The sequence below is a fragment of the Pseudomonas sp. GW822-FHT05A08 genome, from assembly GCF_058800485.1.
Genome location: NZ_CM179511.1, coordinates 1422838 through 1437181, shown reverse-complemented (window position 1 = coordinate 1437181; position 14344 = coordinate 1422838). Strand labels below are relative to the sequence as shown.

Genomic DNA, 14344 nt, shown 5'->3' with positions numbered 1-14344 from the left:
CCCGCCGCGCATGGATAAGACCTACCAGCCGCACGCCATTGAAACTTCCTGGTACCAGACCTGGGAGTCAGAGAATTACTTCGCCCCGCAAGGCGCGGGCGACTCGTACACCATCATGATTCCGCCACCGAACGTCACTGGCAGCCTGCACATGGGCCATGGCTTCAACAACGCGATCATGGATGCCTTGATCCGCTTCCGCCGCATGCAGGGCCGCAACACCCTGTGGCAGCCGGGTACCGACCACGCCGGTATCGCCACCCAGATGCTGGTGGAGCGTCAGATCGAAGCCCAGGGCCAGAATCGTCACGATCTGGGTCGGGAAAAATTCCTCGAGAAAGTCTGGGAGTGGAAGGATCAGTCCGGCGGCAACATCAGCCGTCAGATCCGCCGCCTGGGCTCGTCCGTCGACTGGAGCCGCGAGCGCTTCACCATGGACGACGGTCTTTCCGAAGCCGTCAAGGAAGCCTTCGTGCGCCTGCATGAAGACGGCCTGATCTACCGCGGCAAGCGTCTGGTCAACTGGGACACCAAGCTGCACACCGCGATCTCCGACCTCGAAGTGGAAAACCACGACGAGAAAGGCTCGCTGTGGAACCTGCGCTACCCGCTGGCCGACGGCGCCAAGACCGCTGAAGGCCTGGACTACCTGATCGTTGCCACCACCCGTCCGGAAACCATGCTCGGCGACTCCGCCGTGGCCGTTAACCCGAACGATGAACGCTACAAGGCGCTGATCGGCAAATTCGTCGAGCTGCCGCTGGTGGGTCGTCGCATCCCGATCATCGGCGACGACTACTGCGACCCTGAATTCGGCACCGGCTGCGTGAAGATCACCCCGGCCCACGACTTCAACGACTATGAAGTCGGCAAGCGCCACAACCTGCCGCTGCTGAACATCTTCGACAAGAACGCCGAAGTACTGCCAGCCGCCCAGGTGTTCAACCTGGACGGCACGCTGAACGAAAGCATCGACGGCAAGATCCCGGCCGAGTTCGCCGGTCTCAACCGCTTTCAGGCGCGCAAGGAAATCGTTGCTGCGTTCGACGCCGCCGGCCTGCTGGTCAGCGTCGACGACCACGCCCTGAAAGTGCCGAAAGGCGACCGCTCCGGCACCATCATCGAGCCGTGGCTGACCGACCAGTGGTACGTCTCCACCAAGCCGCTGGCCGAGCCGGCCATTGCCGCCGTGGAAGACGGCCGCATCGCCTTCGTGCCAAAACAGTACGAAAACATGTACTTCTCCTGGATGCGCGATATCCAGGACTGGTGCATCAGCCGCCAACTGTGGTGGGGCCACCGCATCCCGGCCTGGTACGACGAGTCGGGCAAGGTCTATGTAGGCCGCGACGAAGCCGAGGTGCGCGCCAAGCACAACCTCGGGCCTGAGGTTGCACTGCAACAGGACAACGACGTCCTCGACACCTGGTTCAGTTCGGGCCTGTGGACCTTCTCCACCCTGGGCTGGCCGGAGCAGACCGAGTTCCTCAAGACCTTCCACCCGACCGACGTGCTGGTGACCGGTTTCGACATCATTTTCTTCTGGGTCGCCCGGATGATCATGCTCACCATGCACCTGGTGAAGAACGAAGACGGCACACCGCAGGTTCCGTTCAAGACCGTGTACGTACACGGCCTGGTACGCGACGGCCAGGGCCAGAAGATGTCCAAGTCCAAGGGCAACGTCCTTGACCCACTGGACATCATCGACGGCATCGAGCTCGAAGCCCTGGTGCAGAAACGCACCACCGGCATGATGCAGCCGCAACTGGCGAAGAAGATCGAGAAGCAGACCCGCCAGGAGTTCGCCGACGGCATCGCCAGCTACGGCACCGACGCCCTGCGCTTCACCTTCTGCTCGCTGGCGTCCACCGGCCGCGACATCAAGTTCGACATGGGCCGCGTCGAAGGCTATCGCAACTTCTGCAACAAGATCTGGAACGCCGCGCGCTACGTGCTGGACAAGGGCGAAGACTGCGGTCAGAACGGCGAAGCCTACGAGCTGTCGCTGGCCGACCGCTGGATCATCTCCCAGTTGCAGCGCACCGAAGCCGAAGTGACCCGCCAGCTGGACCAGTTCCGCTTCGACCTGGCGGCCCAGGCGCTGTACGAGTTCATCTGGAACCAGTACTGCGACTGGTACCTGGAATTGTCCAAGCCGGTACTGTGGGACGAAAACGCGCCGGTCGAGCGCCAGCGCGGCACCCGCCGCACCCTGGTGCGCGTACTGGAAGTGGCGCTGCGCCTGGCCCACCCGTTCATGCCGTTCATCACCGAAGAAATCTGGCAGCGCCTGGCGCCGCTGGCCGGGGCCGAAGGCAAGACCATCATGCTGCAGCCTTGGCCGGTGGCCAATGAAGCACGCATCGACCAGGCTGCCGAAGACGACATCGAATGGCTCAAGGGCCTGATGCTCGGCACCCGTAACATCCGTGCCGAAATGAACATCGGTCCGGGCAAGCCACTGGCGTTGTTCCTGAAGAACGTCAACCCCGAAGACCAGCGTCGCCTGAGCGAAAACGAGACCCTGCTGAAGAAGCTGGCCAAACTCGAATCGATCACCGTGCTGAAGGCCGGCGACGAAGCACCGCTGTCCGCCACCGCCCTGGTCGGCGAGATGGAAGTGCTGGTGCCGATGGCCGGGCTGATCGACAAGGGTGCCGAACTGGCGCGCCTGGACAAGGAAATCCAGCGTCTGCAGGGCGAAGTCCAGCGGGTCGGCGGCAAGCTGTCCAACGCCGCCTTCGTCGACAAGGCCCCGGCCGAAGTCATCGACAAGGAACGCGCCAAACTGGCCGAGGCCGAACAGGCCCTGGGCAAGCTGGCCGAGCAGCACGCACGGATTTCCAGCCTGTAACGGCGACCCGAGCGGTAAAAAAGGGAGCCCTGCAAAGGGGCTCCCTTTTTTGTGCCCGGCCGACAGGCTTGGCACTTCTGTAGGAGCGCAGCTTGCTGGCGATAAAGGAAAACGCGGTGTGCCTGGGATAACGCTTCGCGGGCAAGCCTCGCTCCTACAGAAGCCACGCGGCTTGGGCAGATATGGGACAATGCACGCCACTTTGAGCCATACCCGAACCGATTTCGCCCATGACTGCCCCCCGCCCTCCCAAAGCTTCGCGCACCAAGCCTCAACCTGCAGCTCCGGCCAAGGCCGTCGCGCCACGGGAAAAGGCCAGCCTGCACCCGCGCAATCGCCATCAAGGCCGCTATGACTTTCCCCAGTTGATCAAGAGCACCCCGGAGCTGGGGGCTTTCGTGATCATCAATCCCTATGGCAAGGAGAGCATCGACTTCGCCAACCCGGCGGCAGTGCGGGTGTTCAACCGGGCATTGCTCAAGGCGTTCTATGGCATCGCCCATTGGGATATTCCGGCCGACTTCCTCTGCCCTCCGGTCCCCGGTCGTGCCGACTATGTGCATTTCCTGGCCGACCTGCTGGCCGAGCGTAACGAAGGCGTAATTCCCCGCGGCGCGGCGGTGCGGGTGCTGGACATCGGGGTCGGCGCCAACTGCATCTACCCGCTGATCGGCCACTGCGATTACCGCTGGCAGTTCCTCGGTTCCGACATCGACACCACCGCTCTCGCCGCCGCCAAGGCGATCGTCCAGGCCAACGGCCTGAACAAGGCCATCGGCCTGCGCCAGCAGAGCAACCGCAAGCAGATCCTGCTGGGGCTGCTGGAAAGCGACGAACGCTTCGACCTGACCCTGTGCAACCCGCCCTTCCATGCCTCCCTGGAGGAAGCCACGCGCGGCAGCCAGCGCAAATGGCGAGCGCTGGGCAAGGCCGATCCCAAGCGCAAGCTGCCGGTGCTGAACTTTGGCGGCCAGGCGGCGGAGTTGTGGTGCGAAGGTGGCGAAGCGCGCTTCGTGACCCAGCTGATCGGCGAAAGCGCCCAGGTGGCGCAACAGGTGTTGTGGTTCAGCACCCTGGTGTCGAAAGCCTCGAACCTGCCGGCGATTCAGGCCGCGCTGAAAAAGGCCGGAGCCCTGGAGAGCCAGGTGGTGGAGATGTCACAGGGACAGAAACAGAGCCGCTTCGTCGCCTGGACCTTCAAGGACAAGGCACAGCAACAGGCCTGGCGCCAGGAGCGTTGGGTTCAAAAGGGATAGATACGAGGGGCAAAACGGCGATTTACCTTGCGTAAATCGTTGCGGCCTTAGAGCCTGAAAACCGTGCCTGGAAGTGTTCCGAGGCACGGTCTTACTGCAGTCTTACTTGTTGATCGAGTCGGTCAGGCCTTTAGCCACAACCAGCTTGATAACTTTCTTGGCAGCGATTTCGATGGCAGCGCCAGTCGATGGGTTACGGCCAGTACGGGCAGGACGCTCGGTCACTTTCAGTTTGCCGATACCTGGCAGAGTGATTTCGCCGCCATTTTCCAATTGATCAGCAACGATCTGGGCCAGTTGGTCCAGAGCGTTACGCGCGGTGGTTTTCGGCGCGTCGATAGCTTCAGCGATATCAGCGATCAGTTGGTCTTTAGTAATAGCCATTGTGGTGTTCCTTCCCTATCAAATTCATTTGGATTGCAGAGTGCAGTGTCAGCCATCGAGCCAGATCTTGTGGATCTGGCACCCCGGTCACAACCACGAAAGATCGGGGTTATAGATACCGAAATCAGGGTTTGGTTCGACCTGACAAATGCTGAATGCACGCTTAACGCCGAGACATCGCGTAAGACGGGGCAAAACTAGCACAGAGACGGGGAAATATCCGCCTCTACCTAGCCATTTGGTCAGCTTTATTGCTCTAAATCCGTAAAAAAATGCATAAGCTTGACCCAGGCCGCCTTCCGCCCCCTTCAAACAGCGCCAAAACCAGCGGGTGCGGTACACTGGGCACTTTTTCGGGGAGTCACGCCCTCTCCCGCCAACCAGCCGAGAAGCCCATGCCGATCCGCCATTGCATCGTCCACCTGATCGACAAAAAACCCGACGGCACACCCGCAGTTCTGCACGCCCGCGATTCCGAACTGGCTGAATCCGCGGCCATCGAGAACATGCTCGCCGATCTCAACGAAAGCTATAACGCCAAACAGGGCAAAGCCTGGGGTCTGTTCCACCCGGAGTCCGGCGCTTTTCCCTTCAGCGGCTGGCTGAAGGAATACCTCGATGGCGGCCAGGACTTCACCGCCTTCAGCCGCGTCGCGGTCGAGCACCTGCAAAAGCTGATGGAAGAATCCAACCTGTCGGTCGGCGGCCACGTGCTGTTCGCCCACTACCAGCAAGGCATGACCGACTACCTGGCCATCGCCCTGCTGCACCACAGCGAAGGCGTGGCGGTGACCGACGAGCTGGACGTGACCCCGTCGCGCCACCTGGACCTGGGCCAACTGCACCTGGCCGCGCGGATCAACGTCTCCGAGTGGCAGAACAACAAACAGTCGAAACAGTACATCTCGTTCATCAAGGGCAAGAACGGCAAGAAAGTCTCGGAGTACTTCCGCGACTTCATCGGCTGCCAGGAAGGCGTCGATGGCCCGGGCGAGACCCGTACCCTGCTCAAGGCGTTCAGCGACTTCGTCGAAAGCGAAGACCTGCCGGAAGAGTCCGCCCGGGAAAAGACCAAGGCCCTGGTGGACTACGCCAGCAGCCAGGCCAAGCTCGGCGAACCCGTGGGCCTGGAAGAACTCTCGGAGCTGATCGACGAGGACCGCCCCAAGGCGTTCTACGATCACATCCGCAACAAGGACTACGGCCTGTCGCCGGAAATCCCGGCGGATAAACGCACCCTCAACCAGTTCCGCCGCTTCACCGGCCGCGCCGAAGGCTTGTCCATCAGCTTCGAGGCGCACCTGCTGGGCTCGAAGATCGAGTATGACGAAGAAGCCGGGACCCTGATCATCAAGGGCCTGCCGACCCAACTGACCGATCAGCTCAAGCGCCGCAACTGATGCTGCAGGGCGTGCTGAAGAAATTCCTGCTGATCCTGCTGGTGGTCGTGGCGTACCAGAACTGGGGCAAGCTCGAACACCTGTTCAACCCCTCGCAGGCCGCCTCCGAGCAGGTCCGGGCCAATGCCCGGGTGGTGCTCTACGCCACCGACTGGTGCGGCTACTGCAAGGCCACCCGGCGCTTTCTCGATCAGAAGGGCATTGCCTTTCGCGAGTTCGATATCGAGAAGGATGCCGAGGCGCGCAAGGCTTATGAAGCCCTGGGTGGACGAGGGATTCCGATCCTCGATGTAAATGGCACGCTGATCCGCAACTACGACCCGGACCAGATCATGGCGGCGTTGCAGCGCTAAACGCATCGCGAGCAAGCTCGCTCCTACAAGGGCCGAACAACCTCTGTCGGAACGAGCTTGCTTGCGATAGACCTGCCGCCTTATAGCGCCTCGATACGGAACCCGAAACGCGGGAAGTGCACATGCACCAATCCGCCGCGTGGGTCTTCGCGGCGCAGGATCAGCTCCTCGCGCCCGGCAAACAGCAACTCCCCTTCCACCGGATCGACGCCATAGTCGGTCGCCGCGATCCGCACCTGCTGGCCAGCCTGGAAACCGTTCGGATCGATGAAGGCTTCATCCGGCAAGGCTGCCGGTGTAGCCCTGCGCGCCACTTCGAGTGCCTCTTCGGAAGTCATGGCACTCGAAGCACCATGACCGAACCCCAGTACCCGGGCCAGCCACGCCGACACCGCCGGATAGGCGTCCACCAGCGGCGCAGTCACCGGCGTGCCCTTGAGGAACCACAGGGGGTGGGCCATGGCAAAGTCGGCAATCGACGGCTCGCCGAACAGGAAGTCGCCCTCCTCACGCTGCAACTGCAGCTCCAGGCGCGCCATGAGCGTCGGCCATTGATGCTTGGCCAACTCCAGCGGCACGCGGCTGGAACTGCCGCCGCTGAACAGCCCGGCGCGGTCGGTCATGAAAGCCTTGACCGCTTCCGGCGGCAAATGGCCGAAACGCACGGCCGCCGACTCCGGCTGGAACACCAGGCTCACCGTATGCTGGAACACCACCGCATCGGCCCAGGCCGCGAAGGTCGCGCTGACCATTTCCCGGCCCTCGGGAAACAGTGCCGGCGAGGCCTTTTCCTGCTCCAGCCGCCGGGCGATCAGCGCCGTGTCGCAATAGATATCGGCACCGACCTGCAACACCGGGGTCTTGCGATAACCACCCGTCAGCGCGGTGAGATCGGGTTTGGGCATCACCGGCGAGATCTTCACCGAGCGCCAGGACAAGCCCTTGAAGCCTAGCAACAGCCGGGCTTTTTCCGCGAAAGGCGAGGTCGGGTAATGATGCAGAATCAACTCTGACATGCTGGGGTCCACCGGATAAGTAGGAAGAACCAGCTTAGCGTGCAAACGCCTGGCAGCCCACCGCTCTGCCTGATGGCAACGTATCAGTCAGTTTGATAAGCCACGACGGCCGAGGCCACCAGGCATTCCTTGGCGCTTTTCCGGAGTTTCTTGATCAGCCGTTCCTGGCGCAGGGCTTCGCTCTTGTCGCGACAGGCTTCGGTGTAGACCAGCGCGATGGCCGGGCTGGAGAGGAAGAAGCGCGCGCCCTTGCCGCTCTGATGCTTGGCGAAACGCTTGACCGGGTCGTCGCTGATGCCGCAGTACAGGGCGCCGTTGGCGGCACGTACCAGGTAGACAAACCAGGGTTTGCTCACCACGGGTACAGATTCTGCGTCGTTGACGGGGGATGGGCTGGGGCGGGTCACGGTGATCGCGGCGTGTGGATAACAAGCCGCGATCTTACCAGAGGCGAAGATTCAGCGGCCGGCCTGGAAGGCTTTCAGGCCTTTGCGGGCCTGGGCGCGCACGGCGTTTTTCAGCAGCGGGGTCCAGCCGAGGACCAGGCCCTTGGTCCCCAGGGCCTGGCGGGCCCAGCGCCACATATTGAAATGATCGTGGTGCTCGCAGATCTTGCCGTCACGGAACACGAAACGCGCCTGGATATCGTTGACCACAGTATTGCCGGTCTGGCTGAACAGGTAAGTCGCCACCCAGTGGGCTTCGCCGCTGCGCTCGTCGGCGCGGACATTGTCGAAGACCAGGGAGAAGTCCTTGGCCCGGGTGGTGAGCATGCGCCACATGTCAGCGGCATCGCGGCCGCGCAGTTCGCCGAACGCCGGATCACTGAACAGCACATCCTCGGTGTAGCAGGCGGCCATGGCCTCGGCATCCAGGCGCTGGAAGGCGCTATAGAACTCAGTGATCAAGGCGCGGTGGGCGTCACTCATGAAACAGGCTCCGACTCGGGGAAAGATGCCTGCACGATAGTCTGCAAACCCGGGAAACACTATCGGCATTCGCCGCGCAAATACCGACAGTGGGTTGGCTCAGATTTTTTCGCTTTCGACCTGCACATAGAGCGAGCGCCCGGCCCCCAGGCCGGCGACTATGGCCCCCAGGCCGATCACCGCGAAAATCCAGCCCAGGGCCGTCCAGCCACCGGTCCAGTCGTGCACCAGGCCGACCGCGAACGGCCCCATGGAGGCCAGGGTGTAGCCAAAGCCCTGGGCCATGCTCGACAGATTGGCGGCCACATGGGCGTCCTTCGAACGCAGGACTATCAGGGTCAGCGCCAGGCTGAAAGTACCGCCCTGCCCCACGCCCAGCAGGATCGCCCAGCCCCACAGGCCATCGAGCGGGGCATACAGGCAGCCGAACAGGCCGCCGAGGGTAAGCAGCATCACGACTACGATCGCCAGGCGCTGGTCCTTGCCCCGCGTTGCCAGCCAGGGCGCGGCCAGCGAACTGGCGAGCTGGACGATCACCGAGCCGGACAGCACCAGCCCCGCCTGGGTCGGGCTCAGGCCGCGACCGATAAGGATCGACGGCAACCAGCCGAATACGATGTAGGCCAGCGAGGATTGCAGGCCCATATACAGCGTCACTTGCCAGGCCAGCGGGTCGCGCAGCAACCCGCGCACCCGATAGGCCACATGGTGCGCGCCCTGCCGCTTGCCGACCTGGGGCAGCCAGAACAGCGCCGCTACCAGCGCCGGCAGCACCCAGAAGCCGAGGCCCAGCGCCCAGCTGTTATCGAAGTGCTGGCTCAAGGGCACGGTCGCCCCCGCGGCCATCGCCGCGCCCAGGCACAGGGCCATGGTGTAGACGCCGGTCATGGTGCCCGCGTGTTTGGCGAAATCGCGCTTGACGATGCCCGGCAACAACACCCCGATCACGCCGATGCTGGCGCCACCGAGGATGCTACCGGCGAACAGCCCGACATCCCCCAGGGAACTGCGCAGGATGATCCCGCCCGCCAGCGTCAGCAGGATGCCAAGCACCACGCGCTCGGCGCCGAAGCGCCGCGCCAGCACCGGGGCCAGGGGGGCGAACAGGCCCAGGCAGAGCACCGGCAAGGTGGTCAGCAGGCCGGCCTGGGCCGCCGACAGCCCGAGGCTGCGCGACACCTCGCTGAGCAGCGGTGCCATGCTCGACAGTGCCGGGCGCAGGTTCAGCGCCACCAGGATCAGCCCCAGCAGCAACAGCCACGGGCGACTTGGGGCCGGGTGGCTCTGCTGGACCTCGGCATCGTCGGCTTCGGCGTCGATCAACAACTCTTCGAGCTCGGCCTCGCGTCGAGGGACAGCAATAGGTGGTGGGTTATTGGCCTGGTGGCTGGACATGGTGCTCTCGGTCTCAAGGTTCATTGATCAGCTGCCTGGAAATGGCCTTGGCCCGCTCCGGGTCGCGCTGCTCGACGGCGTCCAGCAGGTCGATGTGCAGATCGAACACCGCCTGGCGCCGGGGATGGATGTTCAGGGTCTGGCGCAGTTGCGCGCCGACCACACTGGAGAAATAGCGGTACAGCTCGCTGAGGGTGGGGTTATGCGCGGCGTCCACCAGGCGCCCGTGAAACACCAGGTCGCAGGCGATGTAACTCTCCAGATCGCCGTGATAGTGATCGCCACTGAGAGCCAGGGCTTCGCGCAACGCCAGCAGGTCCTGGTCGGTACGCCGCAGGGCCGCCAGGCCGATGGCCTCCGTCTCGATGATCTGCCGGGTTTCGCGCGCCTGCTCCAGGGAGCACTGGGACAGGGCCTTGAGGGTGTCCAGCGGATCGACCACCGCACGCAGGTAACTACCGTCGCCCTGGCGAATCTCCACCAGACCGGAAAACGCCAGGACCCGCATGGCCTCGCGCACGGTATTGCGGCTGATGCCCAGTTCCGCCGCCAGCTCCGGCTCGGTCGGCAGGCGCTGGCCGATGCTCCATGCACCGTCATTGATGCGTTGGCGCAGCTGTTCCAGGGCCTGATCGACCAGGGAACGTTTAATCAAAGGAGAATTTTCTGTCATGTGCTGTCGCCTTTTCATCCAATCATCGGATGAATTTTTTTGGCATATTAGTCAGCTTCGCATGGGTGAACAACAAAGCCGATGCATGCATGTAGCAAGCGGAAAGGAAATCCGATTGCTAAAAAAACCCTTTAAGGGTAATTTCATCTCGACTCCAGGTGTCTTATGGAAAAGCACACACCTCATTACGACCTGTCGGTGATCAAGGCGGATGTCGCCCGGCTGGGGGCAGCCGCCTTTACCCGGACCGCCCTGGTCAGCGGTCGACACCTCGGCCTGACCTGCCGGGACATGCAGCAGGTGATTGCCGGGCTGCAGGGGAAAATGCTCTACAAGTCGATGACCAGCTATCTCGATCATCGAATCTGGCAGGACGTGTATTACACGCACATCGATTCCGTGGAGCTGTACATCAAAGTCACTTACCGCCCCGGCGGCGGTCCCCCAGTGATCTCCTTCAAGGAGAAACACCCATGAAACAAAGACAATGCGTCAGCTGCGGTGCCCCGGCCGGCATGCAGCCGTTCAACAATCGCAGCGAGCTGATCGATTACAAGCACCTGCTGCGGCAAATCGACGGCCTGGATGGCTGGGAATGCCAGGCCTGTGGGGAAGTCGAATTCGACCCGACCAGCGCCGAACGCTACGCCAGCGCCGGCGACCAATTGCTGGAAGATTGCCGGCAGTTCATGGCCAGCGAGATGAAACGCATCCGCCGCAAGCTGCACCTCTCGCAGAAGGATGCGGTAAAGCTGCTCTCCGGCGGCGGGCACAACGCCTTCTCCCGCTACGAACGCGGCGAGGTCGCCCCGCCCCAGCCGCTGTTCATGTTGATGCGCCTGCTCGATCGTCATCCGCAGCTGATGGCCGACGTGCAGGCACTCAGCGAACAACAAGCGCCCGCGGCCGACAACGATCCGCACCAGGCACGCGTCGCGACGTCGTGAAATCCCAGGCAAAAATAAACCCGGCGCCAGGCCGGGTTCATTTTCAAGACGGTACCTGGATCAGTGCAGGATCTGGCTCAGGAACAGCTTGGTCCGCTCGTTCTGCGGGTTGTCGAAGAAGTCGTTAGGCGCGGCCTGTTCGACGATTTCACCCTTGTCCATGAAGATCACCCGGTTGGCCACGGTGCGCGCAAAACCCATTTCGTGGGTCACGCAGAGCATGGTCATGCCGTCTTCGGCCAGACCGATCATGGTGTCCAGAACCTCTTTCACCATTTCTGGGTCGAGGGCCGACGTCGGCTCGTCGAACAGCATGATCTTCGGCTTCATGCACAGCGCCCGGGCAATTGCCACGCGCTGCTGCTGACCGCCGGAGAGCTGGCCCGGGTACTTGTTCGCCTGCTCCGGAATGCGTACGCGCTCCAGGTAATGCATGGCGATTTCCTCGGCCTTGCGCTTGGGCATCTTGCGCACCCACATCGGCGCCAGGGTGCAGTTCTGCAGGATGGTCAGGTGCGGGAACAGGTTGAAGTGCTGGAACACCATGCCGACTTCACGGCGGATCGCCTCGATCTGCTTGAGGTCGTTGGTCAGTTCCACACCATCGACCACGATGCGGCCCTGCTGGTGTTCTTCCAGGCGGTTCAGGCAGCGGATGGTGGTGGACTTGCCCGAGCCCGAAGGCCCGCACAGGACGATGCGCTCGCCCTGCTTGACGTTGAGGTTGATGTCCTTGAGCACGTGGAACTGGCCGTACCACTTGTTCACGCCCTGCATCTGAATAATGCCTTCAGGGCTCACAGGCTTTTTGATCGCTTCACTCATGGAGATACTCCTAACGCTTGTGGCCTGTGTCCAACTTACGCTCCAGATGCATGGAGTAGCGGGACATACCAAAACAGAAAATCCAGAACACCAGGGCCGCGAAGACATAGCCTTCGGTGGCCATGCCCAGCCATTTCGGGTCGGCGGCGGCTTGTTTCACGCTGTTGAGCAGGTCGAACAGGCCGATGATGATCACCAGGCTAGTGTCCTTGAACAGGGCGATGAAGGTGTTGACGATGCCGGGGATCACCAGCTTCAGGGCTTGCGGCAGGATCACCAGGCCCATGCTGCGCCAGTAGCCCAGGCCCATGGCCGCGGCCGCTTCGTACTGCCCCTTGGGAATCGCCTGCAACCCGCCGCGCACCACTTCGGCGATGTAGGCCGACTGGAACAGGATCACCCCGATCAGCGCCCGCAGCAGCTTGTCGAAATTCATGCCTTCGGGCAGGAACAGCGGCAGCATCACCGAGGACATGAACAGCACGGTGATCAGCGGCACGCCACGCCAGAACTCGATGAAGGTCACGCAGACCACACGAATCGCCGGCATGTTCGAGCGTCGCCCCAAGGCCAGCACGATGCCCAGCGGCAAGGCGCCGGCGATGCCGACGGTGGCAATCACCAGGGTCAGCATCAGGCCGCCCCACTGGCTGGTGGCGACGTTGGCCATGCCAAACAGGCCGCCATGCAGCAGGAAGTAGGCAATAATCGGGTACAGCACCAGGAAGCTCAGGCCATAAATGGCCTTGTGCGGAACCCGGGCGATGAACAAGGGCGCCACGCCAATCACCGCCAGCCACACGGTCAGGTCCACGCGCCAGCGCAGGTCCGCCGGGTAGTAGCCGTACATGAACTGGCCGAAGCGCTGCTGGATGAACACCCAGCAGGCGCCCTCCTTGGTGCAGTCGGCGCGGGTGGTGCCCACCCAGTTGGCGTCGAAAATCGCCCAGCTGAGGATCGGCGGCACCACCAGGTAGATCAGGTAGAAGGCAAACAGGGTCAGCAGGGTGTTGATCCAGCTGGAGAACATGTGTGCCCGCATCCACGCCACGATCCCGATGCTGCTGCTCGGTGGTGGCATGTCGGGTTTGAAAGTATGAGTGCTCATGCGCGTTTCCTCACCGCTCGATCAGCGCAATGCGCTTGTTGTACCAGTTCATCAGCAGGGAAATGCTGATGCTGATCGCCAGGTACACGCTCATGGTGATGGCAATGACTTCGATGGCCTGGCCGGTCTGGTTGAGCACGGTACCGGCGAACAGCGAAACCATTTCCGGATAACCGATACCGGCCGCCAGGGACGAGTTCTTCGCCAGGTTCAGGTATTGGCTGGTCAGCGGCGGAATGATCACCCGCAGGGCTTGCGGGATGATCACCTTGCGCAGGGTCGGACCGTTGCGCAGGCCGAGGGAACGGGCCGCCTCGGTCTGGCCGTGGCTCACCGACTTGATCCCCGAACGCACGATCTCAGCGATGAACGCCGCGGTGTAGACGGTCAGGGCCAGGGTCAGGGCCAGCAGTTCCGGGATCAGCACCCAGCCGCCGACGAAGTTGAAGCCCTTGAGCTCCGGCATTTCCCAATGCAGCGGGGCGCCGAACACCAGCGTGCACAGCGCCGGGATCGCCAGGAACAGCGCCAGGCCGGTCCAGAACTTGTGGAACGGTACGCCGGTGTCTTCGAAGCGCTTGTTGGCCCAGCGGCACATCAGCACGATGGCGACAATCGCCACCACCAGGCTGATCACGAACGCCCAGAAGCCGTCGGCCACCAGTGCCGCCGGCATGTTCAGGCCACGGCTGCTGACGAAGAAGGTGTCGCCGAAGTTGTGGCTGTTGCGCGGCCCCGGCATGGTCAGGAACACCGCGAAATACCAGAACAGGATTTGCAGCAGCGGCGGAATGTTGCGGAACACTTCCACATACACGGTCGCCAGTTTGCTGATGATCCAGTTCTGCGACAGGCGCGCCACACCGACGATGAAACCGAGGATGGTCGCCAGGATCACGCCGATGAACGTCACCAGCAGGGTGTTGAGCAGGCCGATCACGAACACCCGGGCATAGCTGTCCGCTTCGGTGTAGGAGATCAGGTGCTGAGCGATGCCGAAGCCGGCGCTGCGCTCGAGAAAGTCGAAGCCGGAGGTAATCCCCCGGTGCTGAAGGTTGGTTTGCGTGTTATCGAACAAGTACCAGCCAAGCGAGATCACGGCCACAACGGTGATGATCTGGAATAGCCACGCACGCACTCGTGGATCGCTGAGACTGAGCCTCTGCTTAGGTGCGCCGATTGAGTTTTGCATGAAGTGCCC

The 14344-nt window shown here is 62.5% G+C and carries 15 protein-coding genes; 6 read left to right on the top strand and 9 right to left on the bottom strand.

What is annotated here, in order from left to right:
* Window positions 1-10: 10 nt before the first annotated feature.
* Together AC3RCP_RS06440 and rlmF are read left to right on the top strand one after the other, a co-directional pair.
* Window positions 11-2857: a valine--tRNA ligase gene (locus AC3RCP_RS06440; RefSeq protein WP_492569334.1), complete on the top strand. Its 2847-nt coding sequence runs from the start codon at window positions 11-13 to the stop codon at window positions 2855-2857.
* A 230-nt stretch (window positions 2858-3087) separates the two neighbouring features.
* Window positions 3088-4113 carry a 23S rRNA (adenine(1618)-N(6))-methyltransferase RlmF gene (gene rlmF, locus AC3RCP_RS06435; protein ID WP_101336909.1) on the top strand — a complete coding sequence of 342 codons (1026 nt, stop codon included), beginning with the start codon at window positions 3088-3090 and terminating at the stop codon, window positions 4111-4113.
* 102 nt (window positions 4114-4215) lie between these two features.
* On the opposite strand, the gene AC3RCP_RS06430 is transcribed toward rlmF, so the two are convergent.
* Window positions 4216-4497: an HU family DNA-binding protein gene (locus tag AC3RCP_RS06430; RefSeq protein ID WP_007932138.1), complete on the bottom strand. Its 282-nt coding sequence runs from the start codon at window positions 4495-4497 to the stop codon at window positions 4216-4218.
* Between the two features lie 395 nt (window positions 4498-4892).
* Between AC3RCP_RS06430 and yejK the strand changes: the two genes are divergently transcribed.
* Window positions 4893-5897, top strand: a complete 1005-nt coding sequence (gene yejK / locus AC3RCP_RS06425; protein WP_007932136.1) for a nucleoid-associated protein YejK — start codon at window positions 4893-4895, stop codon at window positions 5895-5897.
* Window positions 5897-6250, top strand: a complete 354-nt coding sequence (locus tag AC3RCP_RS06420; protein ID WP_097136958.1) for a glutaredoxin family protein — start codon at window positions 5897-5899, stop codon at window positions 6248-6250. Before yejK ends, AC3RCP_RS06420 begins: the two co-directional genes overlap by 1 nt.
* Before the next feature lie 80 nt (window positions 6251-6330).
* On the opposite strand, the gene AC3RCP_RS06415 is transcribed toward AC3RCP_RS06420, so the two are convergent.
* The 5 genes from AC3RCP_RS06415 to AC3RCP_RS06395 form a co-directional block, all read right to left on the bottom strand.
* Window positions 6331-7266 (bottom strand): glutathione S-transferase family protein, encoded by a 936-nt coding sequence (locus AC3RCP_RS06415; protein WP_101336908.1) that lies wholly within the window; start codon window positions 7264-7266, stop codon window positions 6331-6333.
* 83 nt (window positions 7267-7349) lie between these two features.
* Window positions 7350-7673 (bottom strand): GIY-YIG nuclease family protein, encoded by a 324-nt coding sequence (locus AC3RCP_RS06410; RefSeq protein ID WP_101336907.1) that lies wholly within the window; start codon window positions 7671-7673, stop codon window positions 7350-7352.
* A 51-nt stretch (window positions 7674-7724) separates the two neighbouring features.
* Window positions 7725-8195 (bottom strand): nuclear transport factor 2 family protein, encoded by a 471-nt coding sequence (locus tag AC3RCP_RS06405; RefSeq protein ID WP_101336906.1) that lies wholly within the window; start codon window positions 8193-8195, stop codon window positions 7725-7727.
* A 99-nt stretch (window positions 8196-8294) separates the two neighbouring features.
* Window positions 8295-9614 carry a CynX/NimT family MFS transporter gene (locus AC3RCP_RS06400; protein WP_101336905.1) on the bottom strand — a complete coding sequence of 440 codons (1320 nt, stop codon included), beginning with the start codon at window positions 9612-9614 and terminating at the stop codon, window positions 8295-8297.
* Window positions 9604-10263, bottom strand: a complete 660-nt coding sequence (locus tag AC3RCP_RS06395; protein WP_087091321.1) for a FadR/GntR family transcriptional regulator — start codon at window positions 10261-10263, stop codon at window positions 9604-9606. The genes AC3RCP_RS06400 and AC3RCP_RS06395 overlap by 11 nt, the downstream gene beginning before the upstream one ends.
* 165 nt (window positions 10264-10428) lie before the next feature.
* Here AC3RCP_RS06395 and AC3RCP_RS06390 point away from each other — a divergent pair, with 165 nt between their 5' ends.
* Both AC3RCP_RS06390 and AC3RCP_RS06385 read left to right on the top strand, forming a co-directional pair.
* Window positions 10429-10740 (top strand): type II toxin-antitoxin system MqsR family toxin, encoded by a 312-nt coding sequence (locus AC3RCP_RS06390; protein ID WP_009042289.1) that lies wholly within the window; start codon window positions 10429-10431, stop codon window positions 10738-10740.
* Window positions 10737-11210, top strand: coding sequence for a type II toxin-antitoxin system MqsA family antitoxin (locus AC3RCP_RS06385; protein ID WP_101336904.1), 474 nt, complete (start codon window positions 10737-10739; stop codon window positions 11208-11210). Before AC3RCP_RS06390 ends, AC3RCP_RS06385 begins: the two co-directional genes overlap by 4 nt.
* Before the next feature lie 60 nt (window positions 11211-11270).
* On the opposite strand, the gene AC3RCP_RS06380 is transcribed toward AC3RCP_RS06385, so the two are convergent.
* The 3 genes from AC3RCP_RS06380 to AC3RCP_RS06370 are packed head-to-tail and all read right to left on the bottom strand — an operon-like array spanning window position 11271 to window position 14335.
* Entirely contained in the window at window positions 11271-12035 is a 765-nt protein-coding gene (locus AC3RCP_RS06380) for an amino acid ABC transporter ATP-binding protein (RefSeq protein WP_007932116.1), read from the bottom strand.
* A 10-nt stretch (window positions 12036-12045) separates the two neighbouring features.
* A complete protein-coding gene (locus AC3RCP_RS06375; protein ID WP_007932114.1) occupies window positions 12046-13143 on the bottom strand; it encodes an amino acid ABC transporter permease in 1098 nt (365 codons plus the stop codon).
* A gap of 10 nt (window positions 13144-13153) precedes the next feature.
* Window positions 13154-14335: an amino acid ABC transporter permease gene (locus AC3RCP_RS06370; protein ID WP_492569329.1), complete on the bottom strand. Its 1182-nt coding sequence runs from the start codon at window positions 14333-14335 to the stop codon at window positions 13154-13156.
* Between the last annotated feature and the right edge of the window lie 9 nt (window positions 14336-14344).

Coding starts and splice junctions, on each gene's coding strand:
- AC3RCP_RS06440 (WP_492569334.1), top strand. CDS start 11: ATGGATAAGACCTACCAGCCGCACGCCATTGAAACTTCCTGGTACCAG.
- rlmF (WP_101336909.1), top strand. CDS start 3,088: ATGACTGCCCCCCGCCCTCCCAAAGCTTCGCGCACCAAGCCTCAACCT.
- AC3RCP_RS06430 (WP_007932138.1), bottom strand. CDS start 4,497: ATGGCTATTACTAAAGACCAACTGATCGCTGATATCGCTGAAGCTATC.
- yejK (WP_007932136.1), top strand. CDS start 4,893: ATGCCGATCCGCCATTGCATCGTCCACCTGATCGACAAAAAACCCGAC.
- AC3RCP_RS06420 (WP_097136958.1), top strand. CDS start 5,897: ATGCTGCAGGGCGTGCTGAAGAAATTCCTGCTGATCCTGCTGGTGGTC.
- AC3RCP_RS06415 (WP_101336908.1), bottom strand. CDS start 7,266: ATGTCAGAGTTGATTCTGCATCATTACCCGACCTCGCCTTTCGCGGAA.
- AC3RCP_RS06405 (WP_101336906.1), bottom strand. CDS start 8,195: ATGAGTGACGCCCACCGCGCCTTGATCACTGAGTTCTATAGCGCCTTC.
- AC3RCP_RS06400 (WP_101336905.1), bottom strand. CDS start 9,614: ATGAACCTTGAGACCGAGAGCACCATGTCCAGCCACCAGGCCAATAAC.
- AC3RCP_RS06395 (WP_087091321.1), bottom strand. CDS start 10,263: ATGACAGAAAATTCTCCTTTGATTAAACGTTCCCTGGTCGATCAGGCC.
- AC3RCP_RS06390 (WP_009042289.1), top strand. CDS start 10,429: ATGGAAAAGCACACACCTCATTACGACCTGTCGGTGATCAAGGCGGAT.
- AC3RCP_RS06385 (WP_101336904.1), top strand. CDS start 10,737: ATGAAACAAAGACAATGCGTCAGCTGCGGTGCCCCGGCCGGCATGCAG.
- AC3RCP_RS06380 (WP_007932116.1), bottom strand. CDS start 12,035: ATGAGTGAAGCGATCAAAAAGCCTGTGAGCCCTGAAGGCATTATTCAG.
- AC3RCP_RS06375 (WP_007932114.1), bottom strand. CDS start 13,143: ATGAGCACTCATACTTTCAAACCCGACATGCCACCACCGAGCAGCAGC.
- AC3RCP_RS06370 (WP_492569329.1), bottom strand. CDS start 14,335: ATGCAAAACTCAATCGGCGCACCTAAGCAGAGGCTCAGTCTCAGCGAT.